Here is a 24,433-nt window from a genome sequence, read left to right as displayed (position 1 = left end):
CAGGCCCGTGGCCCGGACCCCTCGCAGCAGGAGGGACCGGGCCACGCGGCCGATCAGAGTTGGGGTCAGTCGGTGACCGTCACGGACACCTCGTTGACGCCCCGGCCGGCCGTCACGGCGGTGTCGCCGTTGCCGTGGCGGGAGAGCGCCCGCAGCGTCCAGCTGCCCGGCGCGGCGAAGAAGCGGAACTGCCCGGCCGGCGAGGTGACCACCTCGGCGGTGAACTCACCGGTCGAGTCGAGCAGGCGGACGTACGCGCCCGGCACTGCCTCGCCCTGCGCGGAGCGGACGACACCGGTGATGACGGTCTCCTTCTCCAGGTCGAGGCCGGCGGGCAGCGGGGCGGCCTGGTCCGGTGCCGCGCAACCGGCGGCGGTGGCAGCGGTGGGTGCGGTCATCTCAGGCCTCCCCCGGCTCGTCGCCGAGCGCCACCGGCACCCCGACCAGCGAGCCGTACTCGGTCCAGGATCCGTCGTAGTTCTTCACGTTGGTGTGGCCCAGCAGTTCCTGGAGCACGAACCAGGTGTGCGAGGAACGCTCGCCGATCCGGCAGTACGCGATGGTCTCCTTGCTGTCGTCCAGCCCGGCCTCGCCGTAGATCGTGCGCAGCTCGTCGTCGGACTTGAAGGTGCCGTCCTCGTTGGCCGCCTTCGACCACGGCACGCTGATCGCGCTCGGGATGTGGCCGCCGCGCTGCGCCTGCTCCTGCGGCAGGTGGGCGGGGGCGAGCAGCCGGCCCGCGTACTCGTCGGGGCTGCGCACGTCGACCAGGTTCTTGGCGCCGATCGCGGCGACGACCTCGTCGCGGAAGGCACGGATGCTGGTGTCCGGCTCCTTGGCGACGTACTGCGTCGCCGGACGGGTCACCGCGTCGGTGACCAGCGGACGGGCGTCCAGCTCCCACTTCTTGCGGCCGCCGTCGAGCAGCTTGACGTCGCGGTGGCCGTAGAGCTTGAAGTACCAGTACGCGTACGCGGCGAACCAGTTGTTGTTGCCGCCGTAGAGGATGACGGCGTCGTCGTTGCCGACGCCCCGCTCGGACAGCAGCGCCTCGAACTGGGCCTTGTTGACGAAGTCCCGGCGGACCGGATCCTGTAGGTCGGTCTTCCAGTCGAGCTTGATCGCGCCGGCGATGTGGCCGGTGTCGTAGGCCGAGGTGTCCTCGTCGACCTCGACGAAGACGACGCCCGGGGCGTCGAGGTTCTTCTCGGCCCACTCGGCCGAGACGAGTGCGGTGTCGCGACTCATCAGATCACTCCCTGGTGAGGATGGATGGTGAGCCAGCGCGTGGAGGCCGTTGGAGATGGACTTGTCGCACCACGCGCGGGACCCATAGCTAGGAACGGATCACGGGTTTGTGCGACGGCGCCGCTGCCGGGCGTCCGGTGGGGTGCACCGGGATGTTAGGTACGCCTACCCCGAGTGCCGATGGCCGCTAGGCGGCCCGAAACAGCCCCGCCGTCAGATGACGGGGCGACACAGGCAGGTGGCCACGCGGCACAGGTCGACCGCGCGCCGTTTGGTGAGGAGCGTCCCCATGAGCAGGGAGCCTACCAGCGATCCCGGATATCTCCAGCGGGCCGACCAGCATCCGGGACGCCGGTCCCGGCGTCAGCCGACCGAGTTGATCGGCACGTCCCGTGCGTCCGCGGTCACCGTCAGTCCCTGCGGCTGCGGGCGCACCTCGCGCACGGTGAGCTGGAAGGGCAGCTCCGGCAGGGGCACGTCGACCGAGATGCTGCGGGCGAAGTTGTTCACCAGGGCGCGGGCCAGCGGCACGTCCGGCAGCCCTTCGGCGTCCAGGTCGTCGAACTTCAGCGCGATCTGTCCCTGCTCACCGACGACGATGTCGGCGGTGCCGGTGACGGTGAGCCGCTGACCGAGCACGTCCACCGGGGCGGTGACGGCGAGTTGCCCGTCCCGCTCGCCGAGGGTCAGCCCGTCCCGGTCGAGCAGGGCGGCCAGGCTCTGGTACTCGATGGTGCCGGTGCCGTTGACGGTCTCGGCCACCACCTCGCCCTGGCCGGTGCGCAGGGTGTCCAGCGAGGCCCGGACGTTGCGGGCGTCCACGTCCAGGCTGGGCAGCGCGACCGCGTCGCCCAGCACCGAGCCCCGCACGTCCCGCAGCCGGATCGAGATGCGTTCGTACCGGCCGTCGAGCACCTGGGTGAGGAACGGGAAGCCGCCCACCTCGACCTCCGGTGGCGAGGACTGCGCGCTCTGCTCGGCCACCTGCTGGCGGACCTCGTCGGCGATGGTCCGCTCGGCCATCGTGGCCGCCACCCGGTCGGCGATGGCGAGCAGCCCGGCCAGGACGAGCAGCAGGACGACGAGCCCGACCAGTACCTTGCGTCCGCGTCGCCGCGGTCGCCGTCCGTACGTCTGCTCGCGCTCCACGCCGCCTCCTGTCTCGTCCTACCTCGATGCCGCCCGGCGGCGAACCGGTGGTACCCGTCGTCCGGATTTCTCAACCGCGCGGCGCCCGACCGGCCGGTCAGAGCACCAGCCGGCACATCAGGTAGGCGGCCGGCGCCACCATGGCGAAGCCGCCGAGTGGCCCCTGCACGTGGCGCGCCGCCCAGACCGAGGGCAACTCGCCCGCCATCAGGCGACTCGCCTCGGCATAGCTGACCGCGAGATCGGCCAGGACCGCGACGACCGCCGCGACGAGGCCGATGACCGCGGCCCTCGTCGGGGTGAACGGGGTGACCAGGTAACCACCGAGGAGGGCGCCGACCAGGGTGCCGACCATCGCGCCGCCGACCACGCCGCCCGCCCCCGGGGCACCTGGGGCGCCAGCCGCGGCCAGGCGGCGACGGCGTCGGCCAGCCGGGCGACGGTGAGCGCGACCCCGGCCGCGGTGAGACAGACGGCGATCGCCTGGGTGCCGGCGGGGATCCGGCTGAGCACGATGAGCATGGCGAGGGCGACCACCCCGAACACGATGGCGGCGGTCGTCCGCAGGGAGTCGGTGACCCGGACCCGGTCGACCCGGCGGACCAGCTGGCCGAGCACCGCGGCGACCACCCCGCCGATCGCGACGCCGAGCAGCGGCCCCAGGCGGGCCTCGGCCGACTGCACGGCCAGGGTGTCGGCCGCCAGCGCGCTGAGCGCGCCGACCCCGATCACCACCGCCATTGCCGGCGGTCGGCTGACCATCGTCCAGACGAGCACGAACAGCAGCTGCACGGTGAGCACCACGACGGTGAAGGGCAGCCGATGCCCGGGTCCGGACGTCTGTGCCGCGACGACCAGCCCGAGCCCGAGCAGCGCCGCGAAGCCGCCGATGGCGAGCGAGAGCTGCCGGCGTACGGCGACCGGCGGCTCCGACTCCTCCTCGTCGTCGACGTCCGGCGCGTCGTCGGCGCGGCGACTCGAACCGCCACGGCGCAGGCGTCGCGGTCCACCGGAGCGTCGCCGCTCGTCGTTGTCCACGGCCGGGCCGGTACGCGGCGCCGGAGGCGGGTCGTTGACCCACTGTTCGCGGCCGGTCTCGGGCGAGCTGGAGGGAAACACCCACCGATCGTGCCAGACCAACCGCAAATCGCGGGTGCCACGGTTTCGGTGACGTTAAAACCTGAGCCGCGATCAGGGGCAGATAGGGCAAACAGGAAACCGCGTCGAGGCGCTGCCCGGGCAATCGGTTACGCTCATCCCGAAACCCGCCCGTCAGCGACGCCGGGACCCACGGAAGTTCCCAGCGCCACACCCTGACCGGAGTGCCGCTGGTCGCGCGCGGCCCGCGACGGGCCGCCGGGACGGAGGTGATCGTGGAGATCCTACTGCTGGTGACCGCACGGGCAGGTGAACCATCCGCAGTGCTGCCGGCACTGGACCTGCTGCCGCACTCGGTTCGCACCGCACCGCGTGACGTCCGCACACTGGTTGCCGGCCCGAGCCCGGACGCCGTGCTGGTTGACGCCCGCTCCGAGCTGAGCGAGGCCCGGGCCACCTGCCGGATGCTGCACGCCACCGGGCTCGGCGTCCCGCTGGTGGCGGTGGTCACCGAGGCCGGGCTGATCGCGCTCAACGCCGACTGGGGCGTCGACGACGTCATCCTCGCCTCCGCCGGCCCGGCCGAGGTGGAGGCCCGGCTGCGGCTCGCGGTCGGCCGGCTGAGCAACTCGACGGCCGGCGCCGGCGGCTCGATCCGGGCCGGCGAGTTGATGATCGACCCGGACACCTACGCCGCGAAGCTGAAGGGTCGCCCGCTCGATCTCACCTACAAGGAGTTCGAGCTGCTGAAGTTCCTCGCCCAGCACCCGGGGCGGGTGTTCACGCGCGATCAGTTGCTGCGCGAGGTGTGGGGCTACGACTACTTCGGTGGCACCCGGACGGTCGACGTGCACGTGCGTCGACTGCGCGCCAAGCTCGGCTCGGAGTACGAGTCGATGATCGGCACCGTTCGCCAGGTGGGCTACAAGTTCGTCGTCCAACCGTCGCGGACGCTGGCCGAGGCTCCCGAGCACGCGCCGCTGGCGGTACGCGCCCTCACCGTCGAGGCATAATTTCCCGTATGCCCCTTTTGGCCAACTAGCGCGCCTTATGGTGACTGCCGAGTTGGCCAGCGGGAGGGGCAGCGGTGGGCGGTAACGACGTGGGGGCGGGACGCGCCCTCGGGATCATCACGCTCGTGGTGTCTGCGGTACTCGGCTCGGCGTACCTGCTCGGGCGGAGTCTGGTGCCCGGGCCGGTACGCACCGACTCCGCGGTCACCGCGACCGGCGCCGACCATCCCGAGTACGCCGACCAGTCCGCACCCGTCGACACCGAGCCGCGCGCCGACACCGAGCCACGTGCCGACACCAGTCAGCCGCCACCCGGCGGCGAGCCGAACGGGCCGGAGCAGGACCCGAGCATCGGCCCCATGGGCACCCGGGTCGGCACCGGCACCGGCGGCGTCGCGCTCACCTTCGACGACGGGCCGAGCCCGGACTACACCCCCCAGGTTCTCGCGATCCTGCGGGAGCACCACATCACGGCCACCTTCTGCGTGGTCGGCGAGAACGCCGAGGCGTACCCGTGGCTCATTCAGCAGATCGTCGCCGATGGCCACACGCTGTGTAACCACAGTTGGGACCACGACGTCGCCCTGGGCGCCCGGTCGCCCGAGTGGATCCGGACCGACCTGCTGCGGACCAGCGCGGCGATCCGCGCGGCGGCACCGGACGCGCCGATCTCCTGGTACCGGCAGCCCGGCGGCGCCTGGACCTACTCGGTCGTCTCTGTCTCCCGGGATCTGGGCATGGTGCCCCTGCACTGGACGCTGGACCCGTCCGACTGGCGGGCGCCCGGCGCGACCCGGATCGCCACCTCGGTGGTCGACGGGGTGCGGCCCGGGTCGATCGTCCTGCTGCACGACGCGGGCGGCGACCGGCAGGGCACCGTGAACGCGTTGTACCGCATCCTGCCGGAGCTGACCAGCCGGTACGACATCCAGGCACTGCCGCAGCGAGGGATGTGACGGCGGACCATCCCGCCTGGTCACCCGGCGGCCGGTCCGCTTGGGTACGGTGACCGCGATGAACGAGCCAATCACCGGGCACCGTGGAGTGCCGGCATGAGCAGCAGCGAGGCGACCAGCGACGAGGTCAGCCGCCTCGACCGGCTCGGGCCGCCCGAGACCGCCGAGGTGCTGGCGCTCGCCCGGACGGCGGGCGACGCCGACGGTGCGGATCCGTTCGACGAACACGTCCTGCTCCGGCTGCGCGACGAGGATGCCCCGGCGACCCACCTGGTCGCCCGATCCGACGACGGCACGCTCACCGGGTACGCCCACCTCGACACGACCGACCCGGGCAGCGGCGTCGGTGTGGAACTCGTGGTGCATCCGGCGTACCGGCGGCGAGGGACCGGCCGGGCGCTGGCCCGGGCGGTGCTGGCGACCGCCACCGGGCCGCTGCGCGCCTGGGCACACGGCGACCATCCCTCGGCCGCGGCGTTGGCGGTGGATCTGGGCTTCCACCGTGCGCGCGTCCTGTGGCAGCTGCGCCGGCCGCTCACCGCGCCACTGGCCGAACCGCGGCTGCCCGACGGGGTGACGTTGCGCGCGTTCCGCCCCGGCACCGACGACGAGGACTGGCTGGCGCTGAACGCACGAGCCTTCGCCGACCATCCGGAGCAGGGTCGGTGGGCCCTGGGCGAGCTGCGCCAACGCCTCGCCGAGCCGTGGTTCGACCCGGCCGGCTTCCTGCTCGCCGTCGAGTCGGCGACCGGCCGGCTGCTCGGCTTCCACTGGACCAAGGTCCACGAGCGGCCCGGCTCGGCCCGCATCGGCGAGGTGTACGTGCTAGGGGTGGAGCCGTCCGCGCACGGCGGCGGGCTCGGCCGGGCACTGACCACGGCCGGGCTGGCCTACCTGCGCGAGCGGCGTGGGTTGGATCGGGTGATGCTCTACGTGGACGAGTCGAACACCGGCGCGGTGGCACTCTACGAGCGGATCGGCTTCGCCCGCTGGTCCGCCCACGTCAACTATCACCTCGGCTGAGCGGACCGCCCGGCCCTGAGGTCAGACCAGGCGGAACCGGGGCGCGGCGGCGTCGGAGAGATCCAGGATCGGGGTGATCGGGGTCGCCGCGTCCCGGGTGGCAGCCGCCGACACCACCGCCGCCAGGTCGGCGCAGGCGGCCACCTCGCCGAGGGTGACCAGGGTCGGCGGGAGCATGGTCAGCTCGCCGGCCGCGGCGCGCTCACAGGCCTCGCCGGGCCGGACCCAGAGGGTGTGGTCGGCCTCGCCGGAGACGTCGCGGGTCTGCTGGCCGTCCGGGAGGAGGGCCACGAAGAAGTAGGTGTCGAAGCGGCGCGGCTCGAACTCCGGGGTCACCCACCGGCTCCACGGCAGCAGCAGGTCCGAGCGGAGGGTGAGCTCCCGCCGGGCGAGCAACTCGGCGAAGCCGGTGCGCCGCTGCTCCAGGTCTGCCCGCGCGGCCTCCCAACCGTCGTCGCTGACATCGCCGATGACGCCGCTCGGATCCAGGCCGGCGAGCAGCACCCCGGCCTCCTCGAAGACCTCACGGGCCGCCGCGCAGACGACCGCCTGGGCGGGGGCCGGGGCCAGGTTGAGGCGTACCCCCCAGTCCGCCGGCTCCGGACCCGCCCAGTCCAGGTGGGTGGTGGAGTCGGAAGGGTCGACCCCGCCGCCGGGGAAGGCGTACATGCCACCGAAGGCCATGGCGGCGACCCGGCGGATCAGGTACACCTCGAAGCCCTCGCCGGCCGGGCGGAGCAGCAGCACGGTGGCCGCCACCCGGGCACCGCCGGAGCCCCGCCCAGGGCCCGGAACCGGCGGGCGTGTCGCACCAGTGCGGGCGGCACCGGGAAGCCGCCGTCGGTCGTCATGCGCCGAGCCTAGTCCCGACCCGTGGATGCCCAGTACAGCCCCAAGGTGATCTTCGGTAGCGTCACGCCATGACTCGTTGGGGCATCCTGGCCACCGGACACATCGCCGCCCGATTCGCCGAGGACCTCCGGCTGGTGCCGGGGGCCGAACTGGTCGCGGTCGGTTCACGGACCGCCGAGACCGCGCAGCGCTTCGCGCAGCGGCACGGCATACCACGGGCGTACGCCTCGTGGGCGGAACTGGCCGCGGATGCCGACATCGACGTGATCTACGTCGCCACCCCGCACGCCGCCCACCACGAGGCGGCGCTGACCTGTCTGACCGCCGGTCGACCGGTGCTGCTGGAGAAGCCGTTCACCCTCGACCTGGCCACCAGCACCGAAGTGATCGACGCCGCTCGCGCCGCCGGGGTCTTCCTCATGGAGGCGATGTGGATGCGGTGCAACCCACTCATCCTGCGGGTCTGCGAGCTGATCGCCGAGGGCGCGATCGGCGAGGTGACCAACGTCCAGGCCGATTTCGGCGTCGCCGGGCCCTTCCCACCCGAGCACCGGATGAGGGCCCGGGCACTCGGTGGCGGCGCGCTGTTGGATCTCGGCGTCTACCCGGTGAGCCTGGCCCACCTGCTGCTCGGTGCGCCGCAGCAGGTGCGGTCGTGGGCGAAGCTCGGCCCGGAGGGCACGGACGAGAACACCGGCCTGCTCTTCGGGTACGACTCGGGAGCCATCGCCACGCTGAGCTGCGGCATGGTCGGGGCGACCGGCCTGACCGCCTCGATCACCGGCACCTCCGGGCGGATCGACCTGCCCCAGCCGTTCTTCCGGCCGGACGGGTTCACCGTGCACCGGGCCGGCGCGGAGCCGGAGACGATCAGGGCGGAACTGGCCGGCTCGGGTTACCAGCACGAGGCCATCGAGGTGCAGCGGTGCCTGGCCGAGGGGCTGACCGAGAGCCCGCTGGTGCCGCACTCCGCCACCCTGGAGATCATGGCCCTGCTGGACGACATCCGCGCGCAGATCGGCGTCTCGTACGCCTGATCGCCGGTCGCCCCGTCGAGTCGGGACAGGCCCCGGGTCGACGCGGGTGCGGGCGTCGACCCGGGGCCTTCCGGACAGCTCAGCTGAAGATGGGGCGGACGAGGAAGAACATCAGGGCACCGATCGAGCCGGCGGCCGGGAAGGTCAGGATCCAGGCGCCGATGATGTTGCCGGCCACCCCCCAGCGCACGGCGGAGAGCCGCTTGGTGGCGCCAACCCCCATGATCGCCGAGGTGATCGTGTGGGTCGTCGAGATCGGGGCGCCGAGGACCAGCGCGTTGAAGTAGAGCACGCCGCTGGCCACGGTCTCGGCCGCGAAGCCCTCCGGCGGGCGCAGGTCGATGATCTTCCGGCCGAGGGTCCGGATGATCCGCCAGCCGCCGGCGTAGGTGCCGGCCGCCAGCACCGCCGCCGAGGTCCAGAACGCCCACTCCGGGATGTAGCTCGCGTCGTCCTGGTAGCCACCGACGAAGAGGGCGAGCACGACGATGCCGATGGTCTTGGCCGCGTCCTGCATCCCGTGGCCGACCGACATGGCCGCCGCCGAGGCGATCTGCGCCCAGCGGAAGCCCCGGTTCAGCTTGCCCGGGTGCCCGTTGCGGAAGATCCACCGCACGGCGACCATCACGATGTAACCCAGGATGAAACCGACCATCGGCGACAGGATCATCGGGATGATCACACTCTCGCCGATGCCCGACCAGAGCACGGTGCCGGAGGCGGCGACGGTCGAGCCGACCAGGCCACCGATCAGGGCGTGTGACGACGATGAGGGCAGCCCGAAGTACCAGGTGACGAGGTTCCAGGTGATCGCGCCGAGCACCCCGGCGAAGACGATGCCGAGGCTGGACACGCCGGTCGGCAGTTCGACCAGGCCGCTGCCGACGGTCTTGGCGACCTCGGCGCCGAAGTGCGCGCCGATGAAGTTGCCGACCGCCGCCATGGCCAGGGCCACCCGGGGGGTGAGCGCCCGGGTGGAGATGCTGGTCGCGATCGCGTTGGCGGCGTCGTGGAAGCCGTTGGTGTAGTCGAACACCAGGGCTACCCCGATCACCGCCAGCACGGCGATGAGCTCGGGACTCACAGGATCAGGACTCCTTGACCGCGATGGTCTCGACCGTGTTGGCGACGTGCTCGAAGGCGTCGCAGGCGGCCTCCAGCTCGTCGGCGACCTCCTTCATCTTCAGCACGGTCAACGCGTCGTACTCGCCGGAGAAGAGGCGGACCAGCAGCATCCGGTACGCCTGGTCGCCGTCGTTCTCCAGCCGGTTGATCTCGATCCAGTAATCCTCGAGGTCCTTCATCGACTTCAGCCGGGGCATCGCGTCGGCGGTCAGCTTCGCCTGCTGGTCGAGCACGTGCACCAGCTCGTGCATCTCCCGGGGCAGCGACGGCAACTTGGTCAACCCGTAGAGGTAGAGCAGGTTGCCCACCGCCTCCAGGTGGTCCATCACGTCGTCGAGCAACGACCCGAGACGGTAGATGTCCTCGCGGTCGAACGGGGTGACGAAAGTCGAGTTGATCTTCTTGAACAACTCGTGGGTGATCTGGTCGCTGTCGTGCTCCACCTCGGTGAGCCGCTCGCTGACCGACTGCACCTCGACATCGGGCAGGGAGAGCTCGTTGAGCAGCCCGGTCCCCCGCACCAGATTCTGCGCGGCCCTGGTGAAGAGCTCGTAAAAAGCGCCCTCGTTGGGGCGAAAGGAAAACCTCACGGCACGGACCTCGTCGTGTCAGATGGAAGGGTCGCAGCCGCCGTTCCGGCGCCCTGCTGAAGGAATGCTAGGGAACCGTCGGATCGGCGATTCGGCGGCCCACCCCCGACCACCTCTCATTCACCGCTCGTTCAATTGCCGTACACCTTCGAAGGCCCCGTGGTCCTCAGCAGTCGCTCCCGTTCCCGCTCGATGTCGAAGTCGGCGGGCGGGTACCCCAGATCCAGCGTGTCGAACGTCTCACGCAACAGATGCGCCACCGCCCAGTCCCGATACCACTTGCGGTCCGCCGGCACCACGTGCCACGGCGCGACGTCGGTGCCGCCCCGGCCGAGCAGATCGGCGTACGCCGCCTGGTAGTCGTCCCAGCGAGCGCGGGCGTCGACGTCCGAGGGGTGGTATTTCCAGTGCTTGGTCGGATCGTCCAGGCGCGCCAGCAGCCGCTGGGCCTGCTCGGCGTAGGAGATGTGCAGGAATGCCTTGACCACGACCACCCCGGCGGCGGTCAGTTCCCGCTCGAATTCGTCGATCTCGGCGTACCTCGGCTGCCAGACGTCCTCCGGCGCCCGCTCCTGCACCCGGGGCACCAGCACGTCCTCGTAGTGGGAACGGTTGAAGACACCCAACTGGCCCGGCGGGGGCAGGGCCCGCCGGATCCGCCACAGAAAGTGGTGCCGCAGTTCCTCGGCGGTCGGCGGACCGAACGCCCGAATCTGCACGCCGAGCGGGTTCATCGCGCCGACCACCCGCTTGATCGTGCCGTCCTTGCCGCCGCAGTCCATCGCCTGGAGCACCAGCAGCACCCGCCGCCCGGCGCCGGGATCGGCCTTCGCGCCGGCGAAGAGCATCTCCTGCCGGCGGGCCAGCCCCTTGCCCACCAGTTCGACCTGCCGGCGGGCCCAACCCTTGCGGTCCGGGCCGGTCACGTGTTCCCCGGGCAGCCCGGGGGTCGAGCGGGGGTTCGTCGCCCCGAGGTCGATCGGCCCGCCGGGCAACGCCCGCAGCAGGTCCCGCACCGTACCGCCGGCCGGCGCCAGCACGTCGATTACACCGTCGTCGTCCACCATCGGAGCATCATCACCCGCGGGCCGCCCGTCCGCCGAACGGCGGTGGGCCGGGCGCGCCGGCCGGGTGGCGCGGCGGTGCGCTCAGACCACCAGGGCCAGCCACTTTCGGTACGAGGTGGCGAACGGCTCGGTGCCGTCGCCGAGCGCGCCGAGCAGCCACCGTGCCGCCGTTTCGGCCTCCGTCACCAGCTCGTCGGGGTAGCCGAAGCGGGCCCGGTGCTCGGCGAACTCGTCCTCGTCGCGCAGCTCGACCACGCCGGTCTCGCGGCGGCGGACCACGTCCAGGTCAAGGTCGATCAGGTGCACCGTGTCCTCGCCCTCCCACCGGGCGGGGCTGGCGATGTCGCAGTAGACCTCACTGGTCCGCGGCGGCGGGTTGAACATGCCGGTCCACCAGGCATGGTGGGGCACCAGCAGCACGAAGGGGATCTGCTCCACCGAGGGTCGGCCGTGGTACACCGAGCTGGTGCCGGCCGGCACCCCGAGCCAGATGCCGAGGTCGTCCTCGGCCAGGCGGCGGGCCGGGTAGTCGCGGTGCGCGCTGCCGTCGTACTTGCGGTAGACCACACGGACCACGTCGCTCGGCATGAGTCGCACCCTAACCGATTCCGCCCACGCGTCGCCGTCGGGAAGTTACCGGACGAGGAGGAGGTATTCCGTGCCGTGACGCCGCAACACGGCCGTTCGGTACGGACCACGTCGGGCCCGGCGGGTACCGTGCCACGGTGACTGCGCCCCACACCGCCACCGGCCCCGGCACCACCCGTGACAAGGCACGCCGACGGGGCGACCGGCCGGGTGGGGCCGGGTTGCTGGCCGCCGCGGTCGGTGCGGTGCCCGGCGGCGCGGCCCGCCCTGGCCAGCAGCAGATGGCCGCGGCGATCGAGGAGTGCGTGGCGGCCCGCGAACACCTGCTGGTGCAGGCCGGCACCGGCACCGGCAAGTCCCTCGCGTACCTCGCCCCGGCCCTGACGGTCGACGGCCCGGTCGTGGTCTCCACCGCCACCCTGGCGTTGCAGGCCCAGCTGGTCGAGCACGACCTGCCGCGGCTGGCCGACGCGGTCGAACCGATGCTCGGACGGCGTCCGACGTTCGCGGTGCTCAAGGGCCGGCACCACTACCTCTGCCTGGCCCGTCTGGAGAACTCCGCCGAGAACGAACCGGAGGACACCCTCTTCGACGCCCCGGTCCAGCGTCCCGGCGGCGGCACCCGCTGGCTCGGTGAGGCCGGCCGGCTCGGCAAGCAGATCCAGCGCCTGCGGGACTGGGCCGTGGACACCGACACCGGTGATCGTGACGAGCTGGATCCGGGCGTCGACGACCAGGCGTGGCGGCTGGTCTCCATGCCCGCCCGGGAATGCGTCGGCGCGAACCGCTGCCCGTACGGCCCGGAGTGCTTCGCGGAGGCGTCCCGGGTGCGGGCGCGGGAGGCCGACATCGTGGTCACCAACCACAGCCTGCTCGCGGTCGACATGCTCGCCGGTCGACACATCGTGCCGCCACACCGGTTGCTCGTCGTCGACGAGGCCCACGAACTGGCCGACCGGGTCTCCTCGGCCGCCCAGGCGGAGCTGACCCCGGAGCTGATCGACCGGTCCGCCCGGCGGGCCCGTCCGCTGCTGCGGCCGGAGACGGCCGAGGCGCTGACCGCGTCCGGCGACGCCCTCGCGGTCGGGCTGGCCGAGGCTCCGGTGGGGCGGATCACCAGCGGCCTGCCGGAACCGTTGCGGGAGTCCTGCACGCTGCTGGACGCCGCGACCCGCGCGGCCCTGGACAGCCTCGGGGACATCAAGGCCGACGACCCCGATCCGGTCCGCAAGCAGCAGGCCAAGGCCGTCCTCGACGAACTGTCGACCACCGCCCAGCGGTTGCTGGAGGAGGCGGACCACGACGTGGCGTGGGTGGAGCGCAACGACGCCACCGGACGGCGGGCACTGGTGGTGGCGCCGCTCTCGGTCGCCGGCACCCTCGCCACCCACCTCTACGACGAGCGGACCGTGGTCGCCACGTCGGCCACGCTCGCGCTGGGCGGCCGGTTCGACACGGTCGCCCGGGCCCTGGGCCTCGACGCGCCCCCGCCCACCCCGCCGTCGCCGGCCGCCGCCGCCCTGGCCGACGCCACCCGGCGGCCGAGCGGGCCTGGCGGTGCCTCGGGCAGCGCCGCCCCGACGAGGGCAGAGCCGGGGACGGGGCGGCACCGTCCGGCTCGGCACGTCCGGTGGGCGCCGCCACGGCCGCCGGTGCCAACGGGGGCCGGCAGGCGGGCCAGCCCGGTGAGCTCGCGGACTCCGGCCTCGGGTGGCGGTCGTTGGACGTCGGCTCGCCGTTCGACTATCCCCGGCAGGGGATCCTCTACGTCGCCGCGCACCTGCCCCGACCCGGGGTTTCCGGGCTGCCCGACGCCGCCGGAGAGGAACTGCTCACGCTGGTCACCGCGCTGGGCGGGCGTACGCTCGGGCTCTTCTCCTCCCGGCGGGCGGCGCAGCAGGCCGCGGAGCTGCTGCGCGACCGGACCGACCTGCCCGTGCTGCTGCAGGGAGAGGAGGCGCTGCCGCTGCTGGTCCGGCGGTTCCGGGAGGAACGGTCGAGTTGCCTGTTCGGGGTGATGTCGCTGTGGCAGGGGGTGGACGTGCCGGGTGACTCGTGTCAACTGGTGGTCATCGACCGGCTGCCCTTCCCCCGACCCGACGAACCGCTCGCCGCGGCGCGGGCGGCGGCGGTGGACGCGCAGGGCGGCTCGGGTTTCGCCGCGGTCAGCGTCCCCATCGCGGCCGTCCGGCTGGCGCAGGGGGTGGGCCGGTTGATCCGGGCCACCGGGGACCGGGGCGTGGTGGCGGTGCTCGACTCCCGGCTGGAGACGGCCCGGGGCTACGGCCCGTTCCTGCGCCGTTCGCTACCCCCGTTCTGGTACACCACCCGACCCGAGGTGGTCCGGGGCGCTCTGACCCGGCTCGCGACGGACTGAGCCACCGGTGGTTCACCGGTCGCGCCCCCGCCGCCACCCGAGCGGCCGACCGCCGGCCAGGCCGTAGCCCAGCGCCGCGTGCGAGGTGGGTGCCGGGGCGGCGGCACCCCCACGGAGCGCGACGGGGTCAGGGCGCGCGGGCGACGACGACCGCGTCGGGCGGCGTGTCGGGGACGCTGCGGGCGGCCAGCCGGCGAACCGCCGTGTTGAGCACCGCGATCAGCGGGACGGCAACCAGCGCACCGGTGATCCCGGCGAGCACCACGCCGGCGGCCAGGCCGATGATCACCGCGAGCGGGTGGATGGCCACCGCCCTGCCCATGATCAGTGGCTGGAGGATATGCCCCTCCACCTGCTGCACCCCGATCACCACACCGAGGATGATCAACGCGGTCACCGGCCCGCTGTCGACCAGCGCGACCAGCACCGCCACGCCGCCGGAGAGCGTCGCACCGACGATCGGGATGAACGCCCCCAGAAAGACCAGGGCGGCCAGCGGGAAGGCGAACGGCACGTCGAAGATGACCAGGAAGGTGCCGATGCCGACGGCGTCGATGAAGGCGACCAGCACCGTCGCCCGGACGTACGCGACCAGGGTCGCCCAGGCGGCCCGGCCGGCGTCGTCGACCTTCCAGCGCGCGCCGACCGGCAGCAGCCGCACCATGAAACGCCAGATCAGGTTGCCGTCACGCAGGAAGAAGAAGGTGGCGAAGAGGACCAGCACCGCCCCGGTCAGCACCTCGGCCAGGGTGGCCGCGGTGGAGAGGGCACCGCTGGTGAACCGCTCGGTGTTGTTGTCGACCCACTGCTGGCTCTCCTCCAGGTATCGGTCGAGGTCGTTGTCCGACAGGTGCAACGGCCCGGTCTTGAGCCACTCCTGGATCTGCTGCAGGCCCTGGGTCGACTTGGCGGCCAGTTCCGGTACGCCCTTGATGAACTCGTTGACCACCAGGGTCAGCGTGCCGATCACCGCGGCCAGCCCGGCGACCAGCACCACGGCGGTCGACAACGACCTCGGCAGGCGTGCCCGCAGCAGCCAGCCGACCGCGGGTGCCAGCAACGCCGACAGCAGCAGCGCCACGGCGAGCGGAATGATCACGATGCTGATGGTGCCGACCAGTTTCAGCAGCGCCCAGAACACGATGCCGACGACGATGAGCCGCCACGACCAGGCGGCGGCGATCCGCAGGGCGTGGGGCACGTCCGCGTCGTCACGGCTGGAGGTGGAGTTGTGCAGCGCGGCCGGCGGCTCCGCACCGACCACCGTCGCGGTCGGCGGTGCGGCCGGCCCCGGGCTCGACGGCGGGGCCGTCTCGGCCGGCTCGGGGACGTCGGCCGGTGTGTCGCGCCCGGCGCGGACCGACTCGCGTCCTGACTCGTACGCGCGACGCAGGCGCCCGCGCATCCGCTCGAATCGGCTCAAGCGCACCTCCGGCAAGATCTGGCCCGCGCACCGCGTCAGGGCGGACAGGATACGCCCGAACGCTGACGGTAGAGCGGCTCCGCCACCCATTGCCCCGCCGGCCAGCGCGCCAACCCCGCTGACCACCGGCGGCGGGCCGGAAAGGACACGGTAGCGTCTGCGGCGTGACAGCCGACCCGAATCTCGACTCCGGCCTGCCCATCCGGCTGCTGCACGACCGGGTGCTGGTGCGGCTGGAGGGCAGCGACGGCGAACGGCGCTCCAGCGCCGGCATCGTGATCCCCGCCACCGCGGCCGTGGGCAAACGCCTGGCGTGGGCCATCGCGGTGGGCGTCGGTCCGCACGTACGCGCGATCGTCTCCGGCGACCGGGTGCTCTTCGACCCCGACGATCGCTCCGAGGTCGAGCTGCACGGCCGCGGCTACGTGCTGCTGCGCGAGCGCGACGTGCACGCGGTCGCCGCCGAGCGGGTCGAGGAGAGCGCCACCGGGCTCTACCTCTGAGATTCCGGGCCCTCGACCCGGCAGCCGTTTGCCGCGCTCCCCGGCGGGAAGCCAGCCGCACCACCGGCTCTGGGGAGGGACGATGCCGGTTTTCGTGAAGAAGGTGCTGGCCTGGGGAAGCCTCGCGTTCCTGATCTACTTCATGGCGTTCCGGCCGGAGGGGGCCGCGCAGCTGTTCAAGGCCATCGGAGCGGCCCTGATGATGATGGCCCAGGGGCTCGGCGACTTTCTCACCAGCCTGATGAGTTGAGGCCCGCCCGGTCAGGGCTGACCGGGCGGCCACGGCGCCGCGGGACGCGGACCGTACCAGCCGGGCGGGCCGTAACCGGGGAACGACGGTGGTGGAGGCGGTGGGACGAGCACCACCGGGATCGGCACCACCGGTTCCTCGGGTGCCTCCACCGGGCGCTGGGATCCGTCGGGGAAGCGCAGGTGATAGCGGCGCCCGTCCCAGACTCCGACCGGGGACTGCGGGTCACGGCCCACGAAGAACGACCGGTAGGCGGTGATCGAGTCGAGCAGTTCCTGTTCCTCCCGCGCCGTCCGCTCCCGGTCGACGGGGCGGCGATCCAGGCCCCGCGTCGCGCCGTCACGCAGCAGGGCGAGCCGGGTCGCCGCGAACTGGTAGGCGCGCATCGCCCGAAGGCCGGCGTCACCACCCACCCGCCGGGCCCACACCCGGGCCGCATGCCGCCGGCCGAGGCTGCTCAGCGCGGCCACCTCCGGCGGGCTGAGCCAGCCGGCCCGGACGTAGTCCGGCAGGATCCGCTCGGTGAGCCGGCCCTCCCAGGCGCGCAGCCACACCGCCAGGCCGACCATGCCGAAGAAGATCGGCACCATCACTCCGACGAACCCGAAGAGCGAGATCAGCACCTCTCCGGTGGCCTGGGTCAGCGTCGGCAGCAGGTTCCACGTCCCGTGCAGCATCATCGCCAGCAGCAGGCCGGCGACCGGGGCGAAGAACCGGACCCGCCGGTCCGCCGAGCGGGCCGCGATGCCGAGGCCCACACCGGTCATCGAGGTGAACAGCGGATGGGCGAAACCGAACAGCAGGATCCGGACGATGAAGATGGCGAAGACCTGCTGCGCCCCGGTGGCCGGGCCGTACTCCTCGACGCCCGAGGCGTAACCGTAGCCACCCAGGTAGAGGATGTTCTCCACCATCGCGAATCCGATCGCGGAGAGCCCGCAGTAGACCAGGCCGTCGGTGATGCCCGACCATTCCCGCCGCCGGAAGATCAGCAGCAGGATCGGCCCGAGCGCCTTGGTCAACTCCTCGATGAACGGCGCGACCAGCACGGCGGTCAGCGCGACCGGCAGCCCCTGGTCCTCGAACCAGCCGGCGGCCGTCTCGTTGACCGTCAGCGACGCCGCCGTGGATACGAAGGCACCCCAGGCGAAGCAGAAGATCAGATACTTGAGCGGTTCGGGTTCGTACCGGTCGAGCCAGAGGAAGCAGGCCACCAGCACCGGGACCGGCAGCACCGCGGCGGCGGCACCGACCAGCAGCGCCTCCGGGCCGAGGCTAGTGCCGAGCGTGAAGAGCATGAAGATCGCGCAGGCCGCGATCAGCACGATCACCCCGGTCAGGACCAGCGCCCGCCGCCAGCTGAGGCGGCGGCGTGGCATTCCTGGTACGCCGGAACCCGCGCCTGGTGCGGCGGCCACGGACGGCGACGGCGACGGCGATCCGCCGGGCGGGGTGTCGACCATGCGGTCAGCGTAGTCACCCGCGGCCCGGCCGGTCGGGGCATCCGCCGCCCCGCCGACTCAGCCCACGGCCGGCGCGGCGGGCGGCTTGACGGCCGGTTCCGGCCCGGCCGGTGCCCCCGGTCGGTCCTGCTCGCCGAAGGACTGCCGCACCAGCCGGTTGGCCTCCTCCTGGCTGATCCCCGAGGCCACCAGCAGATCGCTGGCGGTGGTGCGCACCTGAGCCACCACCACGCTGCCAGAGAAGCCGACCCCCTCGCCGTACGCCCGGCCGGCCTCGCTGACCGCGCGAAGTGACCGCTCCCGGGCCTGCTCGGGCTCCTCACCCTGGGCGAACTCCCGCTGCAACAGCCGGACCGACTCGGCGAGGTGGGCGACCGCGTCGGGCATCGGTTCCGGGATCGGCTCGGAATCCTCGACCAGGGTGACCGCCCGGCGGATCAACGTGCCGCTGTTGCGCATCGCCCGGTCGATCGGGTCGGCCGCCTCCGCGTAGTGGGTCAGTTCGCTGCGCCGGTGCCAGCGCGCCGGGGAGAGCAGCGCGGTCTCCTTCGCCCCCTCGATCGCCTCGCTGAAGGTGGCCAGCTCCTGCTTGTTGTCCCGCAGCCGGTCCTGCGCCTGTTGGATCCGGTCCCGGTCCCGGTCCCGCAGGCCGTTCGCGGTGGTGTCGAGCTGCGTGGCGAGCAGGTCCAGCGCCGGACGGGCGGCCCGGTTGAGCACCCGTAGCGGGTTGAGCGGCAGCAGCAACGCGGTGACCAGCAGCGCGGTGCTGCCACCGACGAGCGCGTCGATGAACCGGGGTATCTCCACGTCCCCGACCGACGGGCTGAGCGTCACGATCAGCACCGCGGTCGCCGCGGCCTGGATGACGATGGCGACGCTGCCCCCGGCGAAGACGGTCAGCACGATGGCGGCGGTGACGATGAGCCCGAGTTGCCAGGGTCCGGTGCCGAGGAAGTAGATCAGCAGGTCGCCGACCAACACCCCGACGCCCACCCCGAGGATCAGCTCCACCGTCCGGCGGAATCGCTGGCCAACCGAGACGGCCAGGGTGCCGACGGCGGAGATCGGGGCGAACACCGGTTGCGGGTTGCCCAGCAGCTCGTGTGCGGCCACCCAGGACAGCCCGGCCGCGAGGCCCGCCTGCGCGGCCAGGCCGAGCGACAGCCGCACCCGGTGCAGGCGGTCACGCAGGGTGGCCCTGCCACGGCGGTGCAGCTGCGCCACGGTCTCGGCGATCCGGGCCGAATCCAGGTCGGGCCGGCGGTCGCGCGTGGCACGACGCAGCAGCGGAAATCGTCGGTTCCGGCCCACCGCCATGGCCGGGACTACCCTCCACCCGCCGGGACATTCCTCGCCGACGCGGCACGTCCGCTCGACGCCCTCCGTCCGGGTCTTCCCCGCGAGCGAGCCGGTGGCCGCTACGGGATGCGGCATCCGGTGCGGCATGGGTCAGGTCGGGCAGACTCGGCCAGGTGACGGAGCTGATCGAACGGTGGCGAACGGCCGCTCTGGCCGCCGGGTCGACCGACCCGGCCGCGGTGGACGTCGCCGGGGAGGAGTTGGTCAGGCGGTGGCGGGAGCCGCATCGGCACTACCACACGGTCGAGCACCTGGCCGCGGTGCTCGACGTGGTCGACCGGTACGCCTCGACGGCGCCGCGACCTGACCTGGTCCGACTCGCCGCGTGGTGCCACGACGCGGTGTACGACCCCCGCGTGCCGGGCGACCGGAACGAACGCGACAGCGCGGTGCTCGCCGGCACCCTGCTCGCCCGGACCGGGCTGCCCGCTGCCGAGGTCGCCGAGGTGGGCCGCCTGGTCCTGCTCACCGCCGGGCACGTGGTGGAGCCGGCGGACAGTGCCGGCGGGCTGCTCTGCGACGCCGACCTGGCAGTGCTGGCCGCACCCGAGCCGGAGTACGACCGGTACGCCGCCGCGATCCGGCGGGAGTACGCCCACGTGCCCGAGCCCGACTACCGGACCGGCCGCGCCCGGGTCCTCTCCGGCCTGCTCGCCCTCCCCGCCCTGTACCGCGTCCCCGCCCTGGCCACCTCCTGGACGAACCGCGCCCGCACCAACCTGACCCGCGAACTAACCACCCTCACCCCCTAACACCCCCCACCCCCACCCTGCCCCACCCCCGCCCTGCCCCACCCCCGCCCTGCCCCACCCCGCCCTGCCCCGTCCTGCCCTGCCCCGTCCTGCCCCGTCCTGCCCTGCCCCGCCCCGCCCCGCCCCGCCCCGCCCCGCCCTGCCCTGCCCCGCCCCGCCCCGCCCTGCCCTGCCCTGCCCCGTCGATCATGCAGTTGTGGCAGGTGCTTTGTCGCCTTCTACCTTTTTGGGAGGTGCCACAACTGCATGATCGACGGCGGCGGCGGGGGCGGCGGCGGGGTGGCGGGGCGGCGGGGTGGAGGCGGGGGTGAGGTGTTTGGGGCGGCGGAGGGCGGCGTTGCGGAGGAGGCGGACCAGGTCGCGGCTCGGGACGACGCGTGCGCCCAGCCAGACCGCCATCGGAAAGCGCTCCGCGGGAATGTCGTAGTGGTCCCGGTCGAAGGCACACCTGGGCGCGCCCAGCGTCTCGGCGAACGCGTGCAGTTCGGCGAGGGCGACGTCGCTGATCAGGTGCGACCAGAGCCGACCCCGCGCCGGCCAGGCCGGCCGGTCGACGTAGATCACGGCAGCCACCGTACCCGGCGACGACCCCCAGCTTGGTGATCATCGCTGGCCGGTCGTAGCCTCGGCCGCATGGCCACCTCCCCGCTCCTCGACGAACTGCGAGCCGCCCTCGGGCCGGAGGCGGTCCACACCGACCCGGATCTGCTCCGCGCCCACGCGCGGGACGAGGCCGACCTGTGCGCGGCGGGAACACCGCTGGTCGTGACCCGGCCGCGCAGCACCGCGGAGGTGGCCGCAGTGATCCGGGCGGCCGGCCGGCACGGCGTGCCGGTGGTGCCACAGGGTGCCCGCACCGGACTTGCCGGCGCGGCGAACGCCGTCAACGGTGCGGTGGTGATCAGCACCATCGCGATGGACGCGATCCTGGAGATCGACCCGGTGACCCGGACCGCGGTGGTCCAGCCGGGGGTGGTCAACGCCGTACTCACCGCCGCCGTCGGCAAGCAGGGCCTGTGGTATCCGCCGGACCCCGGGTCGTGGGAGTCGTCCACGATCGGCGGCAACATCGCCACCAACGCGGGCGGCATGTGCTGCGTCAAGTATGGCGTGACCGCAGAGTACGTGCTCGGCCTGGAGGTGGTGCTCGCCTCCGGCGAGGTGCTACGCACCGGGCGGCGTACGGCCAAGGGGGTGGCCGGGTACGACCTCACCCGGCTCTTCGTCGGCTCCGAGGGCACCCTCGGAGTGATCACCGAGGTGACCGTGGCGCTGCGGCCCGCCCCGGCGGAGTCGTTGACCCTGGTGGCCGTCTTCGGCTCCACGGCCGAGGCCGGCGAGGCGGTGGCGCGGATCGCCGCCCAGGGGCTCTCCCCCAGCCTGCTCGAACTGCTCGACCGTACCCACCTGCGGGCGATCGAGGCGTACCAGCCGATGGGGTTGCGCACCGATGCCGAGGCGCTGCTGCTGGCCGCCGCGGACACCGGCACCGGCGCGGCAGCGGACCTGGCCGCGCTGGCGGCCGTCTGCGAGGCGGCCGGTGCCGAGGAGGTGTACGCGGCCACCGACGCGCTGGAGGCCGCCGCGTTGCTGCAAGCCCGACGGCTGGCCCATCCGGCCATGGAGAAGTACGCCGCGGACGCCTACCCGAGCGGCAACGGCGGCCTCATCATCGACGACCTGGCGGTGCCCCGGGGCGCGCTCGCCGCGCTGCTCGACGGGGTGGCCCGGATCGCGACCGAGTGCGGGGTGCCGATCGGCGTGGTCGGTCACGCCGGTGACGGCAACCTGCACCCCAACATCGTGGTCGACCGAGCCGACCCGGCCAGCCTGGAGCGCGGCAGGCGGGCCTTCGACGAGATCATGCGGCTCGGCCTGGACCTCGGCGGCACCTGTACCGGCGAACACGGTGTCGGCCTGCTCAAGCGGGACTGGCTCGCCCGGGAGATCGGCCCGGTGGGCATCCGGGTGCATCAGGCGATCAAGACCGCACTCGACCCGACCGGCCTGCTCAACCCCGGCAAGGTGCTCTGACCTCGTCGCCGACCGGACTGGCCCCCCCGCAAGGGCGGCCTCAGCCGACCAGTTCGGCGGGCGTGTTCTGGGTCAGGAGCAGCATGATCTCCTCGGCGACGGGCGGTCGCTCCTCACCGGGACAGTCCTGCGAGGTGATCAGGCCGGCCGAGGTGAGCAGGCTGGAGGTGAGGGAGCCGATGCAGGTGACCCGGTATCCGCGCGCCTCGTCGGTCTCCTCGGCCAGGGCCGGTTCGGCGAGCAGCGACTGCAACCGCTCGCGCTGCTCCCCGGTGAGCGCACCGGTCGACGTGACCCCGTCACCCGCGCAGTCGACGCACTCCCAGCGGCCGTCCGGTGCCACGTTCAGGGTGCGCAGTGGGCCGTCGGTGCCGAGGTTCTGCAACAGGCTGACCCGCCCGCTGCCGGCGGTCGCGGCGCCCCCGACCTCGGGCGGACCGTCGACCGGTGTGCTCGCCGCCTCCGGCGACTCGGCCTGACCGCCGAACGGCGCGCAGCCAGTGAGAACGACCGCCAGGAGGGCGGTGACGGACAGGGCGGCCAGCCGTGACTGGGAAAGCGCAATCACGCGCGGAACTTACCCCACCGTAGGTAGCGAACGTAACCGGCTGGATGGATATCCATCGGCTGCGATCTCCAGAATGGATCCGTCAGCGGGCCAGGCCGGCCGCGCCGTCGTCGACACCCCGGTCCGCGGCATAGCCCCGCACGTCCGGAGCGCCCAGCCGCGCCGCGTCGGCGGTCGCGTCGTCCGGCATCAGCTGCGACTGCCGTTCGGCCTCCACCCGGGCCCGGTAGTGCGCCACCTCCCGCGTCCGGCGGGCGGCGCCCCAGCCCAGCACCGCGCCCATCAGTTCGGCCGCGTGCCCGGCCGACTCCAGGCCCCGATGGCTCGTCTCGATCGAGATCCGGGTACGCCGGGTCAGCACGTCCTCCAGGTGCAACGCACCCTCGGCCCGGGCTGCGTAGGTCACCTCCGCGGCGAGGTACTCCGGCGCGCCCGCCAGCGGGGAGGCCAGCAGCGGGTCGGCGTCGATCAGGGCGAGCAGGTCGAGGGTCAGGCTGCCGTAACGCTCCAGCAGGTGCTCCACCACCCCCACCGGCACCCCGTGGCGGCGGGCCAGGTCGGCCCGGTCCCGCCACATGGCCGCGTACCCGTCCGCGCCGAGCAACGGCAGGTCGGCGGTGCGCGACGGCCGCTGCCCGCCGAGCCGGCGGACGGCCCGGTCGACCACGTCCGCGGCCATCACCCGGTACGTCGTGTACTTGCCACCGGCGACCAGCAGCAGGCCGAGCATCGGCTCGATGACGGCGTGTTCCCGGGAGAGCTTGGAGGTGGAGTCCGCCTCGCCGGCCAGCAGCGGGCGCAGCCCGGCGTAGACGCCCTCGATGTCGGCGGTGGTGAGCGGCCGGTCCAGCACCGCGTTGACCTGCCGGAGGAGGTAGTCGATGTCGCTGGCGGAGGCCGCCGGGTGCGAGCGGTCCAGCCGCCAGTCGGTGTCCGTGGTGCCGATGATCCAGTGTCCACCCCACGGAATGACGAACAGGACGCTGCTGGGCGTGCGCAGGATCAGGCCGGCTTCGCCGGTGATCGCCGATCGGGGCACCACCAGGTGCACACCCTTGGAGGCCCGGACCCGGATGCCCCGGCGCAGCCCGACATCGTTGAGCATCCGGGACATGTCGTCGGTCCAGACCCCGGTGGCGGCGATCACCGTGCGGGCGCGTACCTCGAACTCGGCCTCCGGGGAACCGGCGGGTGCCTCCAGGTCACGGACCCTGACCCCGGTGACCTCCCGGGCCTGTCGGATCAGCCCGACCGCCCGGGTGCTGCTCACCACGGTCACCCCCAGGCTGGCGGCGGTGCGGGCGAGGGTGATCACCAGGCGGGCGTCGTCGACCTGGCCGTCGTGGTAGCGGATCGCACCGGCCAGCCCGTCGGAGCGCAGGCTCGGGAAGACCCGGCGGGCACCCTCCCGGCTCAGGTGCCGGTGCAGCGGCATTCCACGGCCACCACCGAAGAGGCCGGCGAAGGCGTCGTACGCGGCCACCCCGGCCCCGTAGTAGGCCCGGCGGAACAGTCGGCCGGGCAGATCGCGTATGCCCTGCCCGGCGGGGAGCGGCACCAGGAACGGCACCGGACGCACCAGGTGCGGTGCCAGCCGGGTGGCCAGCAGGCCCCGCTCGGTGAGGGCCTCGTGCACCAGGTTGAACTCCAGCTGCTCCAGGTAGCGCAGGCCGCCGTGGATCAGCTTGCTGGACCGGCTGGACGTGCCGGCCGCGAAGTCGCGCGCCTCCACCAGCGCCACCTTCAGGCCCCGGGAGGCGGCGTCGACGGCCGCGCCAGCGCCGGTCACACCACCACCGATGATGAGCACGTCGAACCGCTCGGCCCGCAGCCTGCGCAGGTCGGCGGTGCGGCGGGAGGGCGAGAGTTGCCCGGCGACGGACCGTAGGACGTGTGGATCGCGCACCCGTCCACGGTAGCCCTACCGGCCGGCCGGTGACATGCCGCGCCCGTCCGGC

The 24,433-nt window shown here is 72.9% G+C and carries 22 protein-coding genes and 4 pseudogenes; 10 read left to right on the top strand and 16 right to left on the bottom strand.

The genetic code is table 11. The annotated features are described in order from the left end of the window. Positions 1–65: 65 nt before the first annotated feature. The 5 genes and pseudogenes from KIF24_RS02395 to KIF24_RS02380 form a co-directional block, all read right to left on the bottom strand. Positions 66–398, bottom strand: coding sequence for a DUF1416 domain-containing protein (locus KIF24_RS02395; RefSeq protein ID WP_221082565.1), 333 nt, complete (start codon positions 396–398; stop codon positions 66–68). A 1-nt stretch (position 399) separates the two neighbouring features. After that, the gene (locus KIF24_RS02390) at positions 400–1,248 is read right to left on the bottom strand and encodes a sulfurtransferase (RefSeq protein WP_221082564.1); all 849 of its coding nucleotides are present in this window, start codon (positions 1,246–1,248) and stop codon (positions 400–402) included. Between the two features lie 213 nt (positions 1,249–1,461). Continuing rightward, a complete protein-coding gene (locus KIF24_RS34265) occupies positions 1,462–1,539 on the bottom strand; it encodes an Ms5788A family Cys-rich leader peptide (protein ID WP_311202345.1) in 78 nt (25 codons plus the stop codon). Between the two features lie 72 nt (positions 1,540–1,611). After that, the gene (locus tag KIF24_RS02385; protein WP_221082563.1) at positions 1,612–2,397 is read right to left on the bottom strand and encodes an LmeA family phospholipid-binding protein; all 786 of its coding nucleotides are present in this window, start codon (positions 2,395–2,397) and stop codon (positions 1,612–1,614) included. Between the two features lie 97 nt (positions 2,398–2,494). Then, positions 2,495–3,516: pseudogene (locus KIF24_RS02380) on the bottom strand (hypothetical protein). A gap of 248 nt (positions 3,517–3,764) precedes the next feature. Here KIF24_RS02380 and KIF24_RS02375 point away from each other — a divergent pair. The 3 genes from KIF24_RS02375 (at position 3,765) to mshD (ending at position 6,487) form a co-directional block, all read left to right on the top strand. Next, a complete protein-coding gene (locus KIF24_RS02375; protein ID WP_221083136.1) occupies positions 3,765–4,508 on the top strand; it encodes a winged helix-turn-helix transcriptional regulator in 744 nt (247 codons plus the stop codon). 74 nt (positions 4,509–4,582) lie between these two features. Beyond that, on the top strand, positions 4,583–5,464 hold the full coding sequence (locus KIF24_RS02370; RefSeq protein WP_221082562.1) for a polysaccharide deacetylase family protein: 882 nt from the start codon (positions 4,583–4,585) through the stop codon (positions 5,462–5,464). A gap of 96 nt (positions 5,465–5,560) precedes the next feature. Next, positions 5,561–6,487 carry a mycothiol synthase gene (gene mshD, locus KIF24_RS02365; protein ID WP_221082561.1) on the top strand — a complete coding sequence of 309 codons (927 nt, stop codon included), beginning with the start codon at positions 5,561–5,563 and terminating at the stop codon, positions 6,485–6,487. A gap of 21 nt (positions 6,488–6,508) precedes the next feature. On the opposite strand, the pseudogene KIF24_RS02360 reads toward mshD, so the two are convergent. Continuing rightward, positions 6,509–7,338, bottom strand: a pseudogene (locus KIF24_RS02360) (NUDIX hydrolase). 69 nt (positions 7,339–7,407) lie between these two features. Between KIF24_RS02360 and KIF24_RS02355 the strand changes: the two are divergent. Then, positions 7,408–8,376: a Gfo/Idh/MocA family protein gene (locus KIF24_RS02355; RefSeq protein ID WP_221082560.1), complete on the top strand. Its 969-nt coding sequence runs from the start codon at positions 7,408–7,410 to the stop codon at positions 8,374–8,376. A 79-nt stretch (positions 8,377–8,455) separates the two neighbouring features. On the opposite strand, the gene KIF24_RS02350 is transcribed toward KIF24_RS02355, so the two are convergent. From KIF24_RS02350 to KIF24_RS02335, 4 genes are all read right to left on the bottom strand, one after another. Next, on the bottom strand, positions 8,456–9,460 hold the full coding sequence (locus KIF24_RS02350) for an inorganic phosphate transporter (RefSeq protein ID WP_221082559.1): 1,005 nt from the start codon (positions 9,458–9,460) through the stop codon (positions 8,456–8,458). Between the two features lie 4 nt (positions 9,461–9,464). After that, positions 9,465–10,091 carry a DUF47 domain-containing protein gene (locus KIF24_RS02345; RefSeq protein ID WP_221082558.1) on the bottom strand — a complete coding sequence of 209 codons (627 nt, stop codon included), beginning with the start codon at positions 10,089–10,091 and terminating at the stop codon, positions 9,465–9,467. A 131-nt stretch (positions 10,092–10,222) separates the two neighbouring features. Continuing rightward, a complete protein-coding gene (locus KIF24_RS02340; protein ID WP_221082557.1) occupies positions 10,223–11,158 on the bottom strand; it encodes a PPK2 family polyphosphate kinase in 936 nt (311 codons plus the stop codon). Positions 11,159–11,239: 81 nt separating this feature from the next. Continuing rightward, positions 11,240–11,746 carry a DUF402 domain-containing protein gene (locus KIF24_RS02335; protein ID WP_221082556.1) on the bottom strand — a complete coding sequence of 169 codons (507 nt, stop codon included), beginning with the start codon at positions 11,744–11,746 and terminating at the stop codon, positions 11,240–11,242. Positions 11,747–11,883: 137 nt separating this feature from the next. Between KIF24_RS02335 and KIF24_RS34260 the strand changes: the two are divergent. Next, positions 11,884–13,289: pseudogene (locus KIF24_RS34260) on the top strand (ATP-dependent DNA helicase); the annotation flags it as partial. A 156-nt stretch (positions 13,290–13,445) separates the two neighbouring features. Then, positions 13,446–14,123: pseudogene (locus KIF24_RS34255) on the top strand (ATP-dependent DNA helicase); the annotation flags it as partial. A 127-nt stretch (positions 14,124–14,250) separates the two neighbouring features. Here the strand turns inward: KIF24_RS34255 and KIF24_RS02325 are convergent. After that, a complete protein-coding gene (locus KIF24_RS02325; RefSeq protein ID WP_331461014.1) occupies positions 14,251–15,636 on the bottom strand; it encodes an AI-2E family transporter in 1,386 nt (461 codons plus the stop codon). A 74-nt stretch (positions 15,637–15,710) separates the two neighbouring features. Between KIF24_RS02325 and KIF24_RS02320 the strand changes: the two genes are divergently transcribed. Continuing rightward, positions 15,711–16,049, top strand: a complete 339-nt coding sequence (locus tag KIF24_RS02320; RefSeq protein WP_221082555.1) for a GroES family chaperonin — start codon at positions 15,711–15,713, stop codon at positions 16,047–16,049. Positions 16,050–16,131: 82 nt separating this feature from the next. Beyond that, complete coding sequence (locus tag KIF24_RS02315; protein WP_221082554.1) at positions 16,132–16,299, top strand: hypothetical protein; 168 nt, start codon at positions 16,132–16,134, stop codon at positions 16,297–16,299. 11 nt (positions 16,300–16,310) lie between these two features. On the opposite strand, the gene KIF24_RS02310 is transcribed toward KIF24_RS02315, so the two are convergent. Next, the gene (locus tag KIF24_RS02310; RefSeq protein ID WP_221082553.1) at positions 16,311–17,762 is read right to left on the bottom strand and encodes a PrsW family intramembrane metalloprotease; all 1,452 of its coding nucleotides are present in this window, start codon (positions 17,760–17,762) and stop codon (positions 16,311–16,313) included. Between the two features lie 57 nt (positions 17,763–17,819). Continuing rightward, complete coding sequence (locus tag KIF24_RS02305) at positions 17,820–19,079, bottom strand: FUSC family protein (protein ID WP_221082552.1); 1,260 nt, start codon at positions 19,077–19,079, stop codon at positions 17,820–17,822. Positions 19,080–19,234: 155 nt separating this feature from the next. On the opposite strand from KIF24_RS02305, the gene KIF24_RS02300 reads away from it, so the two are divergent. Then, the gene (locus KIF24_RS02300; protein ID WP_221082551.1) at positions 19,235–19,873 is read left to right on the top strand and encodes an HD domain-containing protein; all 639 of its coding nucleotides are present in this window, start codon (positions 19,235–19,237) and stop codon (positions 19,871–19,873) included. Positions 19,874–20,059: 186 nt separating this feature from the next. On the opposite strand, the gene KIF24_RS33785 is transcribed toward KIF24_RS02300, so the two are convergent. Further along, entirely contained in the window at positions 20,060–20,437 is a 378-nt protein-coding gene (locus KIF24_RS33785) for a DUF4031 domain-containing protein (protein WP_221082550.1), read from the bottom strand. A 69-nt stretch (positions 20,438–20,506) separates the two neighbouring features. Here KIF24_RS33785 and KIF24_RS02290 point away from each other — a divergent pair, with 69 nt between their 5' ends. Beyond that, positions 20,507–21,907, top strand: a complete 1,401-nt coding sequence (locus tag KIF24_RS02290) for an FAD-binding oxidoreductase (RefSeq protein ID WP_221082549.1) — start codon at positions 20,507–20,509, stop codon at positions 21,905–21,907. Between the two features lie 40 nt (positions 21,908–21,947). Here the strand turns inward: KIF24_RS02290 and KIF24_RS02285 are convergent, their stop codons facing one another. Together KIF24_RS02285 and KIF24_RS02280 are read right to left on the bottom strand one after the other, a co-directional pair. After that, a complete protein-coding gene (locus KIF24_RS02285) occupies positions 21,948–22,475 on the bottom strand; it encodes a hypothetical protein (RefSeq protein ID WP_331460986.1) in 528 nt (175 codons plus the stop codon). Between the two features lie 82 nt (positions 22,476–22,557). Then, on the bottom strand, positions 22,558–24,381 hold the full coding sequence (locus KIF24_RS02280; protein WP_221082548.1) for a glycerol-3-phosphate dehydrogenase/oxidase: 1,824 nt from the start codon (positions 24,379–24,381) through the stop codon (positions 22,558–22,560). Positions 24,382–24,433 lie beyond the last annotated feature (52 nt).

The organism is Micromonospora tarapacensis, from assembly GCF_019697375.1.
In the GTDB taxonomy this organism is placed as follows: Bacteria; Actinomycetota; Actinomycetes; order Mycobacteriales; family Micromonosporaceae; genus Micromonospora; species Micromonospora tarapacensis.
This window is presented reverse-complemented; position numbering and strand designations above follow the sequence as displayed.